General features: G+C 69.0%; 19 protein-coding genes. 17 read left to right on the forward strand and 2 right to left on the reverse strand.

What is annotated here, in order from left to right; translation table 11 throughout:
* Positions 1–90 precede the first annotated feature (90 nt).
* The 6 genes from ASD43_RS07715 (at position 91) to ASD43_RS07740 (ending at position 7,857) form a co-directional block, all read left to right on the forward strand.
* Positions 91–1,065 (forward strand): ABC transporter permease, encoded by a 975-nt coding sequence (locus tag ASD43_RS07715; RefSeq protein WP_056415664.1) that lies wholly within the window; start codon positions 91–93, stop codon positions 1,063–1,065.
* Positions 1,066–1,067: 2 nt separating this feature from the next.
* A complete protein-coding gene (locus tag ASD43_RS07720; protein ID WP_056415666.1) occupies positions 1,068–2,012 on the forward strand; it encodes an ABC transporter permease in 945 nt (314 codons plus the stop codon).
* Entirely contained in the window at positions 2,009–3,838 is a 1,830-nt protein-coding gene (locus ASD43_RS07725) for a dipeptide ABC transporter ATP-binding protein (protein WP_056415668.1), read from the forward strand. The genes ASD43_RS07720 and ASD43_RS07725 overlap by 4 nt, the downstream gene beginning before the upstream one ends.
* A gap of 69 nt (positions 3,839–3,907) precedes the next feature.
* Positions 3,908–5,287 carry a glycoside hydrolase family 32 protein gene (locus ASD43_RS07730; RefSeq protein ID WP_056415670.1) on the forward strand — a complete coding sequence of 460 codons (1,380 nt, stop codon included), beginning with the start codon at positions 3,908–3,910 and terminating at the stop codon, positions 5,285–5,287.
* The gene (locus ASD43_RS07735; RefSeq protein WP_056415674.1) at positions 5,284–6,237 is read left to right on the forward strand and encodes a carbohydrate kinase family protein; all 954 of its coding nucleotides are present in this window, start codon (positions 5,284–5,286) and stop codon (positions 6,235–6,237) included. Before ASD43_RS07730 ends, ASD43_RS07735 begins: the two co-directional genes overlap by 4 nt.
* Positions 6,238–6,273: 36 nt before the next feature.
* Entirely contained in the window at positions 6,274–7,857 is a 1,584-nt protein-coding gene (locus tag ASD43_RS07740; RefSeq protein ID WP_235564074.1) for a glycoside hydrolase family 32 protein, read from the forward strand.
* A 24-nt stretch (positions 7,858–7,881) separates the two neighbouring features.
* Here the strand turns inward: ASD43_RS07740 and dinB are convergent, their stop codons facing one another.
* Positions 7,882–9,078 carry a DNA polymerase IV gene (gene dinB, locus ASD43_RS07745; protein ID WP_056415677.1) on the reverse strand — a complete coding sequence of 399 codons (1,197 nt, stop codon included), beginning with the start codon at positions 9,076–9,078 and terminating at the stop codon, positions 7,882–7,884.
* Between the two features lie 49 nt (positions 9,079–9,127).
* Positions 9,128–9,790, reverse strand: a complete 663-nt coding sequence (locus ASD43_RS07750; protein ID WP_082539445.1) for an arsenate reductase/protein-tyrosine-phosphatase family protein — start codon at positions 9,788–9,790, stop codon at positions 9,128–9,130.
* Positions 9,791–9,906: 116 nt separating this feature from the next.
* Here ASD43_RS07750 and ASD43_RS07755 point away from each other — a divergent pair, with 116 nt between their 5' ends.
* The 11 genes from ASD43_RS07755 to ASD43_RS07805 all read left to right on the forward strand — a co-directional run bounded on the left by ASD43_RS07755 (position 9,907) and on the right by ASD43_RS07805 (position 19,021).
* Positions 9,907–10,167, forward strand: coding sequence for a DUF6458 family protein (locus tag ASD43_RS07755; protein ID WP_056415682.1), 261 nt, complete (start codon positions 9,907–9,909; stop codon positions 10,165–10,167).
* Between the two features lie 6 nt (positions 10,168–10,173).
* Complete coding sequence (locus ASD43_RS07760; RefSeq protein WP_056415685.1) at positions 10,174–10,845, forward strand: phosphatase PAP2 family protein; 672 nt, start codon at positions 10,174–10,176, stop codon at positions 10,843–10,845.
* Positions 10,842–11,654 (forward strand): DUF1206 domain-containing protein, encoded by an 813-nt coding sequence (locus ASD43_RS07765; RefSeq protein ID WP_056415688.1) that lies wholly within the window; start codon positions 10,842–10,844, stop codon positions 11,652–11,654. Before ASD43_RS07760 ends, ASD43_RS07765 begins: the two co-directional genes overlap by 4 nt.
* A gap of 119 nt (positions 11,655–11,773) precedes the next feature.
* Entirely contained in the window at positions 11,774–13,510 is a 1,737-nt protein-coding gene (locus tag ASD43_RS07770; RefSeq protein ID WP_082539315.1) for an MFS transporter, read from the forward strand.
* Between the two features lies 1 nt (position 13,511).
* The gene (locus ASD43_RS07775) at positions 13,512–13,967 is read left to right on the forward strand and encodes a MarR family winged helix-turn-helix transcriptional regulator (RefSeq protein ID WP_056415692.1); all 456 of its coding nucleotides are present in this window, start codon (positions 13,512–13,514) and stop codon (positions 13,965–13,967) included.
* 135 nt (positions 13,968–14,102) lie between these two features.
* Positions 14,103–14,840: an ABC transporter permease gene (locus ASD43_RS07780; RefSeq protein ID WP_082539316.1), complete on the forward strand. Its 738-nt coding sequence runs from the start codon at positions 14,103–14,105 to the stop codon at positions 14,838–14,840.
* Positions 14,840–15,610 carry an ABC transporter permease gene (locus tag ASD43_RS07785; RefSeq protein ID WP_056415695.1) on the forward strand — a complete coding sequence of 257 codons (771 nt, stop codon included), beginning with the start codon at positions 14,840–14,842 and terminating at the stop codon, positions 15,608–15,610. The genes ASD43_RS07780 and ASD43_RS07785 overlap by 1 nt, the downstream gene beginning before the upstream one ends.
* On the forward strand, positions 15,607–16,557 hold the full coding sequence (locus tag ASD43_RS07790) for an ABC transporter substrate-binding protein (RefSeq protein ID WP_056415697.1): 951 nt from the start codon (positions 15,607–15,609) through the stop codon (positions 16,555–16,557). Before ASD43_RS07785 ends, ASD43_RS07790 begins: the two co-directional genes overlap by 4 nt.
* 100 nt (positions 16,558–16,657) lie before the next feature.
* Positions 16,658–17,191, forward strand: a complete 534-nt coding sequence (locus ASD43_RS07795) for a MarR family winged helix-turn-helix transcriptional regulator (protein ID WP_056419334.1) — start codon at positions 16,658–16,660, stop codon at positions 17,189–17,191.
* 39 nt (positions 17,192–17,230) lie between these two features.
* Positions 17,231–18,319 (forward strand): alkene reductase, encoded by a 1,089-nt coding sequence (locus ASD43_RS07800; protein WP_056415701.1) that lies wholly within the window; start codon positions 17,231–17,233, stop codon positions 18,317–18,319.
* Between the two features lie 66 nt (positions 18,320–18,385).
* Positions 18,386–19,021 carry a DUF1684 domain-containing protein gene (locus ASD43_RS07805; protein WP_056415704.1) on the forward strand — a complete coding sequence of 212 codons (636 nt, stop codon included), beginning with the start codon at positions 18,386–18,388 and terminating at the stop codon, positions 19,019–19,021.
* Positions 19,022–19,030: the final 9 nt, after the last annotated feature.

Here is a 19,030-nt window from a genome sequence, read left to right on the forward strand (position 1 = left end):
CCCGGTGGCGGCGCCTCCGCGCCGCCACCGGCACCCTTCTCCATCCGTTCCCCGCCCGCGACCAGCGGCGACCACGTTGAGAGGCATCTGATGGCTTTCGTTCTCCGCAGACTCGGCTACTACCTGATCGCGTTCTGGGCATCCCTCACGATCAACTTCCTGCTCCCGCGCCTGATGCCTGGCGACCCCGTCGGCCGCATGCTCGGTCAGATGCAGAACCTGACCGACGATCAGGTCGCGCAGTTCCGGCACCTGTTCGGTCTCGACGACCGTCCGGTGTGGCAGCAGTACATCCAGTACATCGGCGACGTCTTCACCGGCAACCTCGGCCTCTCGATCTCGCAGTTCCCGACGCCCGTCGTGCAGGTGATCGGCGCGCAGCTCGGGTACACGATCCTTCTCGGCGGCACGGCGCTGGTGATCTCGTTCGTTCTCGGCAACCTGCTGGGCATCTGGGCGGCCTGGCGGCGCGGCGGTGCGCTGGACACCATCTTTCCGCCGCTGCTGGTGTTCACCGGGTCGTTCCCCTACTTCTTCATCGCGATGATCGCGCTGTACCTGTTCGCCGTGACCCTGAAGTGGTTCCCGATCGGTCAGGCGTTCACGCTCGGCACCGTCCCCTCGTTCAGCGGGGAGTTCATCGGCGACCTGATGCTGCACCTCGTCCTGCCCGCCGGCACGATCGTGGCGGTCTCGATCGGCGGATGGATGCTGGGCATGCGCAACACCATGATCGGCACCGCCGCCGAGGACTACATCACGATGGCGCGCGCGAAGGGTCTGACCGAGCGGCGGATCATGTACCGCTACGCGGCCCGCAACGCCATGCTGCCCTCGGTGACCGCCTTCGGGATGTCGATCGGCTTCGTGGTCGGCGGCGCCCTGCTCACCGAGGTCGTCTTCGCCTACCCCGGCATCGGCTATCAGCTGCTCCGGGCCGTGCAGGCGCTGGACTACCCGCTCATGCAGGGCATCTTCCTCACCCTGACCGGCGCCGTGCTGGTCGCCAACTTCCTGATCGACATCTTCTACGTGCGGCTCGACCCGCGTGTGCGAGTGAGGTAATCATGTCCGTACAGAATTCCGGATCGAGCATGCTCTCGACGGCGACGACCTCGCGTCCCGGCGTCCCGGTGAAGAGCCCGGTGTACCGCGACCACCTGCTCGCGCGTCTGCTGCGAGACCGTCGTGCGGTGATCGGCCTCGTCATCCTGGCGATCTTCGTCGTCGTCGCCGTCGCCGCGCCGCTGCTGGCACCGGGCAATCCCCGTGCCTCGGTGGTCGCCGGCTCCGAGGCGCCGTCGCTCGCGCACCTTCTCGGCACGACGGCCAAGGGCGAGGACGTCCTCGCACTTCTGATCTGGGGATCCCAGAGCTCGCTCGGCATCGGGTTCACCGTCGGAGCGCTGGCCACTCTCATCGGTCTGCTGGTCGGTCTGGTGTCGGCCTTCTTCGGCCGGGTCGTCGACGACGTGCTGTCGGTCGTGACGAACATCTTCCTGCTGATCCCCGGGCTGCCTCTGCTGATCATCCTCGCCGCCTTCCTCCCGCCAGGACCCGGGACCATCGTCATCGTGCTGGTGGCCACCGGGTGGGCCGGGTCGGCGCGGGTGGTGCGGTCGCAAGCCCTCTCCCTGCGCGGCAAGGACTACACCGACGCCGCGGTCGTGACCGGCGAGCGGGCGCTGACGATCATGTTCCGCGAGATGCTGCCCAACATGGCGTCCATCGTGATGAGCACCTTCCTCGCCTGCGTGATCTTCGGCATCGGCGCCCAGGCGGGTCTCGAGTTCCTCGGCCTCGGCGACGTGTCGGCCATCAGCTGGGGCACCAACCTCTACTGGGCCAGCATCGAGGGCTCCCTCATCCGCGGCACCTGGTGGACCTTCATCCCGTCGGGCGTCGCCATCGCCCTCGTCGCGTTCGCGCTCGCCCTCATCAACTACGCCGTCGACGAGATCACGAATCCTCGACTCGCCGGACGCACCAAGAGAAAGGACCGCCGGCGATGATCACCACACCGAGCGCGCGCGCGACCAGCGCGCAGACACCCGACGCGGCCGACGTCATCCTCGACGTCCGCGACCTCACCATCGCCTACGAGGTGAACGGGCGATCCGTCACCGCTGTCGAGAACGTGTCCTTCACCATCCGCCGCGGAGAGACGTTCGGGCTGGCCGGAGAATCGGGGAGCGGCAAGAGCACGATCGCGAACGCCATCCTCAAGCTCCTCGGCGGCAACGGCCGCATCGTCTCCGGGTCGATCCGCTGCGGCGACGTCGAGATCGAGCATCTGACCGGGGAGGAGCTGCGTGCGTTCCGGTGGAATCGCGTCTCGATGGTCTTCCAGAGCGCGATGAACTCCCTGAACCCCGTGATGACGGTCGGGGATCAGATCGTCGACGTCTTCACCACGCACCGGAAGATGAGGCGAGCGGAGGCGCGTGAGCGGGCGCGGCAGTTGCTCGAGCTCGTGGGCATCGACCCCGACCGGATGACGTCGTACCCTCATCAGCTCTCCGGGGGCATGCGTCAGCGCGCGGTGATCGCGATCGCCCTGGCCCTCGAGCCCGATCTGCTCATCATGGACGAGCCCACCACGGCGCTCGACGTCGTCGTGCAGCAGGAGATCATCAACGAGATCAAGGAGCTGCAGGCCCGCCTCGGGTTCGCGATCCTCTTCATCACGCACGACCTCTCGCTGATGGTCGAGATCAGTCAGCGCCTCGGCATCATGCGTCACGGCGTTCTGCTGGAGGTGGGGGACTCGGCCGAGGTTTATGCGCGACCGACGCACGAGTACACGCGACAGCTCATCGACGCCTTCCCGCCGGTGACTCGCGACCCGTCCGCGCCGGCACCGTCGACGGCCGCGGCCGTGGACGGACCCGCGTCGGATCCGGCCGCGGCGGGCGAGGTCGTGGTCTCGTTCCGCGATGTGACCAAGGACTTCATGGGCGGATCGATGTTCGCGCGTCGCAGCACCAGAGCCGTCGACGGCGCGAGCTTCGATCTGCACGCCGGCGAGATCATGGCGCTCGTGGGCGAGTCCGGCAGCGGCAAGAGCACGATCGCCCGCATCCTCGCACGGCTCGAGCAGCCGTCCGACGGACGCCTGATCGTCGAAGGCATCGATGTGCTCCGCGACGAGCCGCGGCGCGCGTCGCGGCGATACCGGAACACGGTGCAGATGGTGTTCCAGGATCCGTTCGGATCCCTGAACCCGACGAAGCGCATCCGTCACTTCCTCGAGCGCCCGCTCGCCATCTACTCCGACCTCTCCGCCGCACAGCGACGCGAGGAGGCCGCGGCCTTGATGCGCTCGGTCGAGCTCGACCCCGCGCTGCTGGACCGGCACCCGCACGAGCTCTCCGGAGGACAGCGTCAGCGGGTGGCGATCGCCCGCGCGCTGGCGGTGAACCCGAAGGTGATCCTCGCCGACGAGCCCACCTCGATGCTGGACGTGTCGGTGCGGATGGGGGTGCTGCAGCTGCTGAAGCGCCTCCGCGACGAGCGCGGCATCTCGATCCTCTACATCACGCACGATCTCGCCTCCGCGCGTTTCGTCGCGGACACGACGATCGTCATGCTCCGCGGAGCGCTCGTCGAAGGCGGCGCGAGCGCGGAGGTGATGGACGCGCCGCAGCATCCGTACACCCGGCTGCTCGTCTCGGCCGCCCCCGATCCGCTCCGACGCACCCCCTTCGACCGGGAGGATCGCGCCCGCGTCCGCGCGCAGATCCACACGATCACGGAAGGCCGATCGCCGGCGCAGGAGCGGCCGGCGCATCGATTCGTCTCCTCGACGCACTGGTACAGCCAGGACGGCGTCGCGTGAGACCCGCGATCCCCATCCCGACGACCCGCACCACGACGACCACCACGACTTCGAACTGAGAACCACGCAATGACGACGCCCCTCACCGATGCGACCAGTCGCCCGCAGGCCCACTTCGCTCCCGCGGAGAACTGGATGAACGACCCGAACGGCCTCATCCACCACGACGGCCTGTACCACCTGTACTTCCAGCACAACCCCGAGTCGGCGGACTGGGGGAACATGAGCTGGGGGCACGCCACCAGCCGGGACCTGCGGACCTGGCAGGAGCACGCCGTGGCGTTGCGGTTCGACGACGACGAGCAGATCTTCTCCGGCTCCGTCGTGTTCGACGCGACGAACTCGTCGGGCTTCGGCGTCGACGGTCGTGCGCCTCTGATCGCGCTCTACACCTCGGCGACCGATCACGGCCAGGCGCAGGCGCTCGCCCACAGCGCGGACGGCGGCTACACGTGGACGAAGCACGGCGTGGTCCTCGACCGCGGTACCGCGGACTTCCGTGACCCGAAGGTGTTCCGCCACGGCGGCGAGTGGATCCTCGTCGCGGTGGAGGCGCTCGACCGGCAGGTGCACCTGTTCCGGTCCGATGACCTGCTCGCCTGGCAGCCGCTCAGCGTCTTCGGGCCGTTCGGTGCGCCCGAGGGCATGTGGGAGTGCCCCGACCTGTTCCCGGTGGAGAACAGGTGGGTGCTGGCGCTGTCGGTGAATCCGGGACATCCAGGCGGCGGCTCGGGCATGCAGTACATCGTGGGCGACTTCGACGGCACGACGTTCACTCCGTCGCACTGGGACTGGCTCGATCACGGGCACGACTACTACGCCGGGGTCACCTTCAGCGGTCTGGAGGAGCCCGTGATGCTCGCCTGGCTCAGCAACTGGGCGTACGCGCGCGAGGTTCCCACGCACCCGTGGCGCGGCGGCATGGCGCTCCCGCGTCGGCTCTCGCTCCGCGGAGATGTCCTGCTGCAGCGGCCCGCCGTCGAGGTCGACCGTCCGGCCGCCTTCTCATGCGAGCACACCCCCGTCCCCGTGGGCGGGTTCGAGCTGCCGCGGGAGGCGCAGGGAGCCGCACTGCGCATCGAGCTCGCGATCCGTCCCGCTGAGGCGGAGGTCGAGCTGCACGTCCGTGCCGGAGCGGAGCCGGGCGATGCCATCGTGGTGCGGTACGCCGACGGCGTGCTGAGCGTGGACCGCTCCGGCGCGTCGAACACATCGTTCTCGGCTGACTACGGGCTCACCTCGTCGGCGCCCGTGGAGGTGCGCGACGGCGTGCTCGACCTCGACGTCTGGGTCGACAGCACCTCGGTCGAGGTGTTCGCCGACGGGGGCGCGGTCACGATCAGCGAGCAGATCGTGACCACGGACGAGCGGGTCGGCGTCCGCATCGCGGCGAGTCTCCCCGGGGCGACGATCGACTCGCTGGCGGTCACCGATCTGGATCGCCGATGACGGGCGCGGCGGCCGAATCGCTCGATGCCCTCGTCATCGGCGAGGCCCTCGTCGACGTCGTCGACGACGGCATGTCGACGACGGAGCATCCGGGCGGAAGCCCTGCCAATGTCGCCCTGGGGCTCGGACGCCGGGGCCTCGACGTCGCACTGCTGACCGACCTCGGACGCGACGCGCGAGGGAGCCGGATCGTGCACCGCCTGGAGCGGTCGGGTGTGCGCGTGCTGACCGGATCCTTCTCCGATCGCCCCACCTCCACCGCGACCGCGACCATGCGCGAGGACGGTTCGGCGTCGTACCTCTTCGACGTGCAGTGGAATCCCGGGGCGGCGCCGCTGGCGGTCGCCCCCGCACTCGTGCACACCGGATCGATCGGCGCCTTCCTCTCGCCGGGTCGCGCGACCGTGCTCGCACACCTGGATCGGCTCGATGCGCGCCTCGTCACGTTCGACCCGAACATCCGCCCCGCCCTGCTCGGCACCCATGCCGAGACGTTCGCGGACTTCGAGGAGCTGGCCTCCCGGGCGGACGTCGTGAAGATGAGCGATGAGGATGCCGAGTGGCTGTATCCGCGGCTGTCGCCGACCGAGGTCGGCGAGCGGGTGCGTGCCCTGGGCCCACGGTTGGTCGTGATCACCCTCGGCGCCGACGGCGCACTGCTCGTCGCTCAGGGCATCGCCGTCTCCGTCGCCGCATCCGCCGTGCCGGTCACGGACACGATCGGCGCCGGCGACACCTACATGAGCTCGCTCATCGCAGACCTGCTGGCCGCGGATCGTCCTCTCGACCGGTCGACGATCGAGGTCCTCGGCGTCCGCGCCGCCGGGGCCGCGGCGATCACGGTGTCCAGGGCCGGAGCGGACCTGCCCTGGGCGACGGATCTTGCGACGGCCGCTCTGCCGTCGTTCGACGCGATCGGCGGGCGAGCGCCCGCCGTCGCGCACCCCTAACGGCAGCGCCGATGCTGCCCTCAACGGAAGGTGATCATGGACACTCCTCACGCGCTCTCCCGCCGCGCACTCCTCGCAGGGGCGGGGGCCGCCGCGATCGGCGGCTCGCTCGCCCTGGTGGCCGGTGAACCCGCCGCCGCCTCGACACTCGCTCCCGCGAATCCTGCGGCAGCGGGAGGTTCCTCCTCGAAAGGACGATCGCGCATGCGACCGACGTACCACTTCAGCGTGCCCGACAACTGGAAGAACGACCCTCAGCGGCCGATCTACCTCGACGGCGAGTACCACTACTACTACCTCTACAACGCCGACTACCTCGAGGGCGGAGTCGGCACGTCGTGGCGCCGCGCGACGACCCGTGACCATGTCGAGTTCCGCGACCGCGGTGAGGCGATCCCGAAGTTCAGCGACGCCAACGGCGACTGCTGGTCGGGATCGCTGGTCGTCGACGAGCAGAACACGGCGGGATACGGTGCCGGTGCCGTCATCGCCCTCGTCACGCAGGCTCCGGAGGGGCGACAGGCGCAGTACCTCTGGTATTCGACCGACCGAGGCCGCTCCTTCCGCCCGGGTGGCACGGCGCCGGTGCTCGCCAATCCCGGAACGCCGGACTTCCGCGACCCCAAGGTGATCTGGGACTCCGACCGGAACCGGTGGTTCATGGCCAATGCGGAGGGGCAGACGATCGGCTTCTACGCGTCTGCCGATCTGCGCTCCTGGACGCGGGTGGGGGAGTTCGTGCGCACCGACCTCGGCCTTCTGGAATGTCCGGATATCTTCCGGATGACGGCGGACGACGGAACCTCCCACTGGATCCTCGGCACCAGCGGAAACGGCAAGGCTCGCGGCCTTCCGGCCACCTACGCCTACTGGACGGGCCGCTTCGACGGCGCATCGTTCGTCACCGACCGCGACGAGCCGGAGTGGCTCGACTACGGCTTCGACTTCTACGGTGCGGTCACCTACCCGAACCATGACACGACGGGCGCCGAGGATCCGACCCTCCGGCGCGTGATCGGCTGGGCGAACTTCTGGGACTACCCGCACAACACCCCCACGCTCGCCACCGACGGCTACAACGGCGACGACATGATCGTCCGTGACGTCCGGTTGAAGCGGGGGACCGACGGCTACTATCTCGCCTCCGCCCCCACCGCCGCGCTCGCCGACCACGTGACGCGCACGCACAGTCTGGGCGATGTCGAGGTCACCGGGACGCGGGATCTCGATCTGCGGGAGCTGGCCTACGAGATCTCCTGCGAGATCGTCTGGGATGCCGGGTCTCCGCCGGCCAACGTCGGCCTGGAGGTCTGCCGCGCCCCCGGCGGCGGACGCCACGTCGCCGCGGGAGCATTCCTCTCGGGTGGATTCGCGTACGTCAACCGGCGTCCGACCATCAACCCGACCGGCGGCGAGACCCAGACCCCGGTCGATCCCTCGGCCGGGCGGCTGAGCCTGCGGATCCTCGTCGACCGCACGAGCGTCGAGATGTTCGTCGGAGACGGCCGTGCCGTGCACTCGCACCGCGTGTTCCCGCTGGAGGGCGACAACCGCATCCGCCTGTACTCCCATGAAGGGACGAGCACGTTCCGGGGGCTGACGGTGAAGCGGCTCGCGTAACGGCCGCATCTCTCCCCGCGCGCCTCATCGGTGCTCGGGGAGAGTCGGGCTCGACCAGCCCGGATCCCGCCCGAGCTGCGCGGCACGGGAGACGGATGCCGCGCCGAAACGCTCGCGCAGCGTGTCGAGCACGCCGTCGAGACGCTGCTCGTCGCCCCAGTCGATGGGCAGCTCGGGTTGCACGCGCTTGGCGCTGTCGAGCTGCGACAGCGAGATGCCGAGGAGGGTGATGCCGCGGTCGGTGATCTCGGGCTGTGCGGCGGCCAGCAGCCGCCGTGCCGTGGTGAGCAGGATCGCCGTGCGGTCGGTCGGCGTGCCGACGGTGCGCGACCGGGTCGCCTTCGTGTAGTCGCCGAAGCGCAGGCGCAGCACGACCGTGCGGCAGACGCGCTCACCGTCGCGCAGCCGTCGCGCGAGGCGGTCGATGATCTCGGTGAGGAGGAGATCGAGTTCGTCGGGCGAGCGCGGACGGCTCCCCAGGGCGCGCTGCGACCCGATCGAGCGGCGTCGTCGGGCGGTGTCGACCGGGCGGGGGTCTCGCAGGCGGGCGAGCGCATGCAGGTGCGCTCCGGCCGCGGTACCCAGCATGCTCTCGGCGGTCGACGCCTCGAGTTCGGCGAGCTGGCCGACGGTCCGGATGCCGTAACGGTGCAGCTTCTCGGCCGTCACCGCTCCCACGCCCCACAGACGCTCCACCGGCAGCGGAAGCAGGAATTCCTCTTCTCGGTCAGGTTCGACGACGAGCAGCCCGTCGGGCTTGCTGACCGCGCTCGCCACCTTCGCGAGGAACTTGGTGCGCGCCACGCCGACCGAGATCGCCAGCCCGACCTCCGCTCGCACGCGCTCGCGCAGGCGAGTGGCGACCTGCTCGGGTGTGCCGGCGATGCGCCGCAATCCGCCGACCTCGAGGAAGGCCTCGTCGATCGAGAGACCCTCGACCAGAGGCGTCGTGTCGCGGAAGATCGCGAAGACGTCGCTGCTCGCCGCGGAGTACGCCTCCATGCGCGGGGGCACGACCACGGCATCGGGGCACAGGTCGCGCGCCTGCCTTCCGCCCATCGCGGTGCGCACGCCGCGGGCCTTGGCCTCGTAGCTCGCCGCCAGGACGACGCCGCCCCCGACGATGACCGGCCGCCCGCGCAGTGCCGGTGCATCCCGCTGCTCCACCGACGCGTAGAACGCGTCGAGGTCTGCGTGCAGCACGGTCGCCTCGCCCCGCATCCCGGCCTCCCGTCGACGCGCCGATCATCGCACGGACCGGGGACACTGCTCAGACGGGGAGAAGCCGGGACGAGAAGGAGCGGATCCGCCGGAAGAGGGTGTCGAAGGCCGCGTCGAAGGCGGCGGCGGTGCCGACCTTGGCCGGATCCCGGATGGACCAGTGCAGATCGTCGCCGTCGCGCAGTCGCTCATGGGCGTCGTCGCACACGGTGATCACGAGATCTCCGTCCGTGCGCACGTCGTCGATGTGCTGCGGCGGATGGTCGGAGGAGATGGTGAGGCCGTGGCGGGCCGCCGACGCCGTCGCCCCCGGATTCACCGCGACCGCAGGACGCGTTCCCGCCGATGCGACGTCGACCGAGCTCGTGTCGCGCCAGATGGCCTCGGCGAGCTGCGACCGTGCGGAGTTCGCGGTGCACACGAAGAGCACACGCTGCGGCGGCACGATGCTCGGCGGTGCGAGGGTGTCGAAGACCTCGGGGCGAAGGCCGATGTAGTTGCGGCGACGATCGAACTCCGAGCGCGAACGGACGATGATCTGCGCCGACTCGAGAACGCCGAGATGGTGCGCGATCAGATTCGAGCGCAGATCCAGGGCCGTCCCGATCTCCGAGGACGACAGATCTCCGATCGTGAGCAGATCGACGATCCGCAGGCGCGTCTGATCCGCGAGGGCGGCGAAGATCCCCGTTCGGCGTTCCAGATCGGTCATCACCTTCATCACTATCAGACACTCGCAGATGTGTCCACGGCTATTGACTCAACGCCGACTGACCATATCGTGGTCCCACGGGTCCGCAGAGGCGGCCCAGGAGAGGAATCCACATCATGGGTATCGGAACCGGCATTGCGCTCATCGTCATCGGAGCGATCCTCGTCTTCGCGCTCAACATCGACACCGGCGGATTCGTCGATCTCGATCTGATCGGCTACATCCTCATGGGCGCCGGCGCCCTGGTGTTCCTGATCAGCCTCATCTTCGTCACGCGCAGCAGGCGCACCGAGACCGTCGCCCGCACCGCGGTCGACCCCGCGACGGGCGAGCGGGTCACGCGGAGGAGCATCCGCGACAACGAACCCCTCGCCTGACCCCGCGTGTCCGACGCCGCCCGTCGCGACGCCGCGCTCCTGACGGCGGTCTCTGCCGTCGTCGCCTTCGTCGCGTTGCGCAGCGTCGTCGCGATCGGCGGACACCGGCCGCTGGCGATCGACGTCTGGTGGCACGACCTCATGGGGGCAGCGTCGAGTGACGTCGGCATCGTCATCGCATGGGTGCCCGCCGTCATCGGGGGCACCATCGGCATGATCCTGGTCGGCGCCGCTCTGGTCGTCCTCCTGCTCTGGCGCGGACGGCGAGGCGACGCCGTGACGCTGGCGACCGCCATGGTCGCGGTCGTCGCCGTCGGTGCGACGATGGCGGCCGTGATCGGCCGGACGCGCCCCGCGGACTCGCTGGCCGAGAGCATGGCCACCTCCTTCCCCTCCGGGCACACCGCGGTCGCGACGACGGTCGTCGTCGTTCTCGGCATCGCGCTCCGTCGTCGCCTCGTCTGGATGCTGGGCACGATCTGGGTGCTCACGATGATGTGGAGTCGCACCTACCTCTCGGCGCACTGGCTCAGCGATGTCATCGCAGGCATGCTCGAGGGCATCGGCGTCGCCACCCTCGTCTGGGTGTGCGCCGAGGCCGTCCGCGATCGTCATGCCGCCCGCCTGTCCGACACCCCTCCCTTCGAGCACTCCGACGAAAGCGCCGCCACACCATGAATGTCCCCACATCCGCTGCCGGCACCGCCAGGGCAGCGCAGAACAGCACGGCGTTCCGCATCCTCGCCAGAGTCGGCTACGTCGTGCTCGGCATCCTGCATCTCCTCATCGGATTCATCGCCATCTCCCTCGCGACCGGCGGGGGCGGGGGCAGCGCCGACCAGGGCGGAGCGCTATCGCAGATCCAGCAGTCGCCCGCCGGCACCGCCCTGCTCTGGATCATCGTGCTCGGGCTGTTCGCGCTCGCGATCTGGCAGACCGCGGAAGCGGTCGTCGAGCGCGATCCCGATGCCAAGAAGAAGTGGGCTCACCGCATCAAGTTCGCGGGGACGGCCGTGGCGTACGTCGCGATCGGGGCGACCGCGCTCGTGTATGCGCTCGGCGGGCGGTCGGAGTCCTCCGATTCGTCGCAGTCCTTCAGCGCACGGCTGCTGGCCGTGCCCGCCGGGGTCGTGCTGCTCGTGCTCGTGGGCCTCGTCGTCGTCGCGGTGGGCGTCGCGTTCATCGTGCGGGGCGCCACTCGGGCGTTCACGAAGAACCTCTCGCTGCCCAGCGGCGCGGCGCGCTCCGGCATCATCGCGTTCGGCGTCGCCGGCTACATCGCCAAGGGGATCGCGGTCGCGGTCGCCGGCGTGCTGTTCGTCATCGCCGCTCTCACGCACGATCCCGAGACGGCTGGCGGTCTCGACTCCGCGTTGCGCAGTCTCGCCGGGCTGCCTTTCGGCGCGGTCATCCTCTGGGCGGTCGGCGCGGGGCTCGTGGTCTACGGACTGTTCTGCGTCGCTCGAGCGCGGTACGCGAGGATGTGACGCCCCGTCCTGCCGGGGGAGGGTGACGGGGATGGTTGCTCCAGGTCGACAGTTGCGCTTTAGCAACCATCGGGCGTATAGTTGATTCTTATCAACTTTCTACACAGGAGCATCCCACTGTGACCCACGTCTCTTCCTCTTCTCTCGCTGAGCCCACGCGCTCGCCGCGCGAGGTCTTCACCGCGATCTCCGGCCTCGTCGTCGGCATGTTCGTCGCCGTGCTCTCGGGCACGGTCGTGTCGACCTCGATGCCCGTCATCATCGCCGACCTCGGCGGCACCCAGTCCCAGTACACCTGGGTCATCACCGCGAGCCTGCTGGCGACCGCCGTCTCCACCCCGATCTGGGGAAAGCTCGCCGACCTCGTCGACCGCAAGATCCTCGTGCAGATCTCGCTCATCATCTTCACCGTCGGCACCGTGATCGCCGGATTCTCGACCGACACGAACATGCTCATCGCGGTGCGCGTCATCCAGGGCATCGGCGTCGGCGGCCTGATGTCGCTCGTCATGATCGCCGTCGCGCTGATCATCTCGCCGCGTGAGCGCGGCAAGTACATGGGTGTCGTCGGCGGCATCATGGCCCTCGGCACCATCGGCGGCCCGCTGCTCGGCGGACTCCTCACCGACGTGTGGGGCTGGCGCTCCAACTTCTTCGTCGGCGTGCCGTTCGCGCTCCTCGCGCTCGTGCTGCTGCAGTTCACGCTGCACCTGCCCAAGCCGCAGCGCGACACCAAGGTCTCGATCGACTACTTCGGCATCGTCCTGCTCGCGGTCGGCGTCTCGACTCTGCTGATCTGGGTGTCGATGGGCGGCAGCCAGTTCGACTGGGATTCCTCGACCAGCATCATGCTCGTCGTGACCGCCGCGGTCGCGATCGCCGGATTCATCACCGTCGAGTTCTTCGTCAAAGAGCCGATCGTGCCGATGTCGCTGTTCCGCAACCGCACCTTCACGCTCTCCGTCATCGCGTCGATCGCGATCGGCGTCTCGATGTTCGCGACCTCGGTGTTCCTCGCGCAGTACTTCCAGCTGGCCCGTGGCGCCACACCCACGGAGTCCGGCCTCATGACCATCCCGATGATCATCGGCCAGATGGGTGCGTCGATCATCATCGGCCAGCTGGTGAGCAGGTTCGGCAAGTGGAAGGGCTGGATGCTCACGGGCTCCGTGCTCACCACGATCGGCGTGAGCCTGATGGCGACGCTGCGCTACGACACCCCGTTCCCGCTCGTCGCGACGTACATGTTCGTCCTCGGCGCCGGGCTCGGCATGGTGATGCAGAACCTCACCCTCATCGTGCAGAACGACACCGACCCGAGGCAGCTGGGAGCCGCGTCGTCGAACGTGAACTTCTTCCGCACCATCGCGGGCACCATCGGCGTGACCGTCATGGGCTCGCTGCTGTCGACCAGCGTCGCCTCGTACATGTCCGACGCTCTCGAGGGCTTCACGCCGACCACTCCCGACGAGGTCGACGCGCTCACGCACCTCGCCTCGGGCAACGTGCCCAAGGTGACGCAGCTCCCCGACACCATCCGCGCGATCGTCGAGGGCGCCTACGGCCACGGCATCGCGGATGCCTTCATCATCGCCATCCCGCTCGCCGTGATCTCGATCATCGCGATCGCGTTCATCCGCAACAAGCCGCTCTCGACCAAGAACGCCGCGGAGCAGCTGCGTGAGCAGGCCGAGGAGTCGGTGCTCGACGTCTCGGAGGCGGAGGTCGGGGCGAACATGTCGACCGGCACCATCCGGATCTCGGCAGCGCAGGCTTCCACGTCCACCGCCACAGGGTCGGTGACCGTCCTCGAGCACGACCGCGAGGATGAGCAGGGCCGGGAGCCGAGGAACTGAGATGACCATCTCAGACGCGGCGGTGTCCGCGGATGTGGACACCGCCCTCGGCGACCTCCAGACGCATCTGAACCTCATCTTCGCGAGGACAAGGACGCTCTGGCGCGAGTCGGCGGCGCGCATCGACCCCGAGCTGCAGGTCGGCGGCTACAAGCTGCTCGCCTTCATCGACCGCGCGGGCTCGGCCAGCGCCCACGAACTGGCCGAGCGGTTCGAGATGGACAAATCCGTCATCAGTCGGCACGTGCGGATGCTCGAGGAGCTCGGACTGCTGGCCTCGCGGGCGGACGAGCGGGACGGGCGGCTGCGCGTGCTGACGGCGACGCCGTCGGCCTGCGCCGCCCTCGCCGAGCTCCGCAGCGACCACGCCTCGCGACTGCGCACCGTCGTCGCGGAGCTCACGCCGGAGGAGATCGACGCCGCCTCCAAGGTCTTCCGACTGCTCGCCGAGGTCTGAGCGCCGCGCCACACGATCGCGCCGCACGATCACTCCGGATGTCTTCTCGGGTTGTCGATCGACGCCTTCTGTGGTTCAGTCGAATGTCTTGTCCGCGCGAGTCGGCGTCCCAAGACCGGACAGAACGGTGCTTCGGTGAATTGGATCGCCTCCAACCTCGGCCTGATATTCGATCTCACGATCAATCACGTCCGTCTGGCGATCGTGCCCATCCTCCTCGGCTTCGTGATCGCGGTGCCGCTGGGGTGGGTGGCCAGTCGCAATCGCATCGCCAGGACGTTCATCATCACCACGGGCAGCCTGCTCTACACGATCCCGTCGCTGCCGCTTTTCGTCATCCTGCCGGTCATCCTCGGCACTCGGATCCTCGATGACACGAACCTGGTCGTGGCGCTCACGATCTACGCGGTCGCGATCATGCTGCGCTCGGCCACCGATGCGTTCGGATCCGTCGATCGGGCGATCATCGAGTCGGCGAAGGCCATCGGCTTCTCGCGAGGCGGCCGGTTCTGGCGCGTCGAGTTCCCGCTCGCCGGGCCGGTGCTCGTCGCCGGCCTCCGCGTCGTCTCCGTGTCGACCATCGCCCTCGTCTCGGTGGGTGTGATCATCGGCTCGGAGAACCTCGGCTACCTCTTCCAGAACGGCAAGCAGCGCGGCATCCTCGAGGAGGTCGTCGTCGGGATCGTGATGAGTCTGCTCATCGCCCTCGTCTTCGACCTGATCCTCGTGGCGATCGGGCGGGTTCTGATGCCCTGGAGCCGCGCGGTCGGTGGTCGCGCCCAGGGCGGCGATCCCCCCGACAGCGACACCACGGCCGCCGATGCGGGCGCCGGCGGCGGTCGGCTGCTCGCGCCCCCGGGAGCGGGTGTCTGATGGACTTCTTCCTCGACGCCATCGCCTGGATCTTCGATCCCCCCAACTGGGTGCCGGGCTCGCAGAGTCCGCTGCCCATCGGTGACCGGCTCGTCGAGCACCTCCTCTACTCGGGGGTCTCGCTCGCCATCGCGATGCTGATCGCTCTTCCGCTCGGCTTCTACATCGGGCACACCGGGCGCGGTCGACAGTTCGTCATCGGCTTCACCGGCGCGATGCGCGCCCTCCCCACGCTGGGGCTCCTGTTCTTCCTCACGATGGTGCTGCGCTCCGGCCTCAGCACCACTCCGGCCGTGCTCGTCGGCTCCGTCATCGCGTTCGTCCTGCTGGCCATCCCGTCGCTGCTCGCCGGCGCCTACGCGGGGCTCGAGAGCGTCGGCCGCGAGGCGATCGATGCGGCGCGCTCGATCGGGATGACGGAGATGCAGATCCTGCGCAAGGTCGAGATCCCGCTCGGTCTTCCCGTGATCATCGGCGGGATCCGCTCGGCCACCCTGCAGGTCATCGCGACGGTGACGATCGCGTCGTACGTCGGACTCGGCGGCCTGGGGCGCATCATCTCCTCCGGCATCGGCCTCAACGACTACACCGTGATCCTCGGTGGCGCGCTCCTGGTCACCGTCCTCGCCCTCGTCATCGACGGCGTCTTCGCGCTTCTCCAGCGTCTCACCCGTACTCGGGGACAGGCGATGCGTCCCCTCCGCAGCGTTCAGCGAAACAGATCGGATGCCGCCGTGGCGCCGATCCTCGACGAAAGGACCCCCGCATGACCTCTCGAGCCCGCAAGACCTGGTTGACAGCCTCCCTGCTCGCCGTCAGCACCACCATCGCCCTCGCCGGGTGCGCGACCTCCGACCCGACGTCGTCCGGCGGCGGAGACGCCGCCGAGGGCGACGCCATCATCGTGGGTTCGTTCGCGTTCCCCGAGAGCGAGATCCTCGGCGAGATCTACGCGCAGGCGCTCGAGGCCGAAGGCTTCGACGTCTCCACAAAGTTCAACATCGGTCCGCGACAGCAGACGATCCCCGCCCTGCAGGACGGCTCGATCAACCTCATCCCGGAGTACAACGGCAACCTGCTGGCCTACTACGACACGGCCTACGAGGAGCGGACGACCGAGGACGTCGACGCCGCGCTGCCGGATGCCGTGGGTGCAGACGATCTGCAGGTGCTCGACTCGGCTGAGGCCGAGGACAAGGACGCCTACGTCGTGACGAAGAAGACCGCCGAGGAGAACGACCTCACGGCCATCGGCGACCTGAAGGCGCTGGAGCCCTTCTCGCTCGCCTCGAACCCGCAGTTCGGCGAGCTCGGGTACGGCATCCCGGGCCTCCGCGACGTCTACGGGGTCGGCACCGAAGCCGGTCAGGTCACGTTCGTCCCGTACGAGGACTTCGGCGGCCCCGACACCGTGCAGGCGCTCGTCGACGGCACGGTGCAGGTGGCGGACATCTACACGACCTCTCCGGCGATCAAGTCCGAGGATCTCGTCGTGCTCGACGACCCCGAGAACATGATCTCGGCGCAGAACGTCATCCCGCTGCTCTCGAAGGACATCTACACCGACAAGCTCGCCGAGGTGCTCAACGCGATCTCGGCGAAGCTCACCACCGACGACCTGATCGAGCTGCGCGACCGGGTCGAGGGCGACGAGAAGGCCTCGGCATCGACGGCGGCGGAAGAGTGGCTCACCGCCGCAGGCCTGCTCGACAAGTGACCGTGCGGACGGATCGGGCGTCCCTCACCTGATCGACGCCTGATCCGATCGAAGCCCCGCTGCCGCACCGGCAGCGGGGCTTCGCCGTATCATGGCGATCATGAGTGCCTCTTCCGACGACCCCGCCGGACCCGACACGCCCCACCACGACGCCGCGCCCGACGGAGGCGTCGATCTCGACGACGCGGTGTCGCGTGTCGAGCACGAGCTGGGGCGGCTCTTCGCCCGCATCCGCGTGAGCTGGCGGGAGGCGGCGCAGACCGTGCATCCCGACCTCCAGCCCCTCGGATACCAGGTGCTGACCTCGATCGCGACCGGCAAGGCGACGTCGGCCGGTGCGATCATCGAACGACTGCAGACCGACAAGACCGCCGTCAGTCGCCAGGTGCGGCAGCTCGAGCAGCTCGGGCTGGTCGAGAGCGTGCGGGATCCCGACGATCGGCGAGCGCGGGTTCTCGTCGCGACCGCACTCGCTCAGGAGAAGGTCACGGCCGCGCGCTCGCGCTATGAAGCCCGACTGGCCGCGCGACTCGGCCAGTGGTCGCAGGCCGACCTCGATCGCTTCGCCGAGATGCTCTCGGAACTCGGTGGCGGGGCATCCGACGGTGCGGACGGCAAGACTCCGGCATCCTGACCGGGAATACGCGACGAGCGACGCGACTTGACCCTCACTGTGAGTCTTTACGAGCCCGCCGTCTTCGGCGCCCTTCCGCTGTCCAACCGCGTCGTCATGGCGCCACTGACCCGCACCCGTGCAGACGATGACGGCGTGCCCACCGAGACGATGGTGGAGTACTACCGTCAGCGCGCGGGGCAGGGTCTCATCCTCACCGAGGGCACGTGGCCCGCGGCCGAGGGCAAGTCGTACCCTGGACAGCCCGGCATCGTGACGCCCGCGCAGATCGAGGGCTGGCGTCGCATCGCCGACGCCGTGCACGAAGAGGGCGGCACGATCGTGATGCAGCTCATGCACGGCGGTCGCGTCTCGCACCCGGCGATCTCCGGAGAACCCCGCGTGGTCGCGCCGAGCGCTCTCGCCGCTCCCGGTCAGACGCACACGCCCGAGGGCAAGGTCGACATGCCGGTCGCGCACGCTCTGACCCTCGACGAGATCCCCGAGGTCGTCGAGCAGTTCGTGCAGGCCGCGCGCAACGCGATCGCCGCGGGTCTCGACGGCGTCGAGGTGCACGGGGCCAACGGCTACCTGGTGCAGGAGTTCCTCTCGCCCGTGTCGAACGTCCGTGACGACCGGTACGGCGGGTCTCCGCAGAACCGTGCGCGCTTCGCGATCGAGGTCACCACGGCCGTCGCCGAGGCCGTCGGCGGCGACCGGACGAGCATTCGCCTGTCGCCGCAGCACAACATCCAGGGCGTCCTCGAGGAGGACGACGCCGACGCGCTCGCCACCTACCTCGCCGTGGCCGACGGGCTCCGCCCGCTGGGCCTCGCCTTCGTCGACATCCTGAACGCCGCCCCCACGGGAGAGCTCGTCCAGCGCATCCGCCGCGCGCTCGGTGCACCCCTGGTCATCAACTCGGGCTTCGGCGTCGTCACGAGCCGGGAAGAGGCCGAAGGCCTCGTCGCCGACGGATGGGCGGATGCCGTCGCCGTCGGCCGCCCCGTGATCGCCAACCCCGACCTGGTCGAGCGCTGGCGTCAGGGGGCCGACCTCAACGAGGCGCGGCCCGCGCTGTTCTACGGCCGCACCGGTGAGGGCTACACCGACTACCCCTCGCTCGAGACGGTGCGCGCCGACGCCTGAGCGGAGAACGCCTGTCGGATCCCGAACCTGAGCGATCCGACAGGCCGGGCGCGTAGCCTGAACCCCATGACGCTCATGAAAGCTCGCACCGCCGCCGAGGTCGTCGACTGGCGACGCCGTGTGTTCGCCCTGTATGACGCCGTCCGGCAGGCGGAATCGCCGGAGGAGGCGCACGAGCTCTGGCGCATCGAACGCGACGACCTCATGCTGCATCACCCGGCGACTCCGCTGCGTGCGGGCGACAGGGCCCTGTTCGAAGGGCTGCCCATCGCCTCGTACGATCCGCAGTGGCGTTTCGAGCTGCCGATCCTGCCCGCCGATCCCGGCGGATTCGACTTCGCGACCGGAACCGACGGCGTCGTGCCGTTCGAGCGCATCGGCAGGGTGGAGATCCCCGACACCGGCTCTCTCGACATCTGGCGCCTGACGACCTATGGCGGGGGATTGTTCATCCCGGTGCGCGACGCGCTGGCCGGACGCCCCGGCGGCACTTACGGGGGCGGCCGCTACCTGATCGACACGATCAAGGGCGCAGACCTCGGATCGGATGCCGAGCGCGGCACGATCGTCCTCGATTTCAACTTCGCCTACAACCCGTCGTGCGCCTATGATCCGGCATGGGCCTGCCCTCTGGCGCAGCCGGGCAACGTGCTGCCGGTGGCGGTTCCGGTGGGCGAGACGTACGCCGGCACCGCCGACTGACCGCCCGGG

It is taken from the genome of Microbacterium sp. Root553 (assembly GCF_001426995.1).
Classification (GTDB): Bacteria; Actinomycetota; Actinomycetes; order Actinomycetales; family Microbacteriaceae; genus Microbacterium.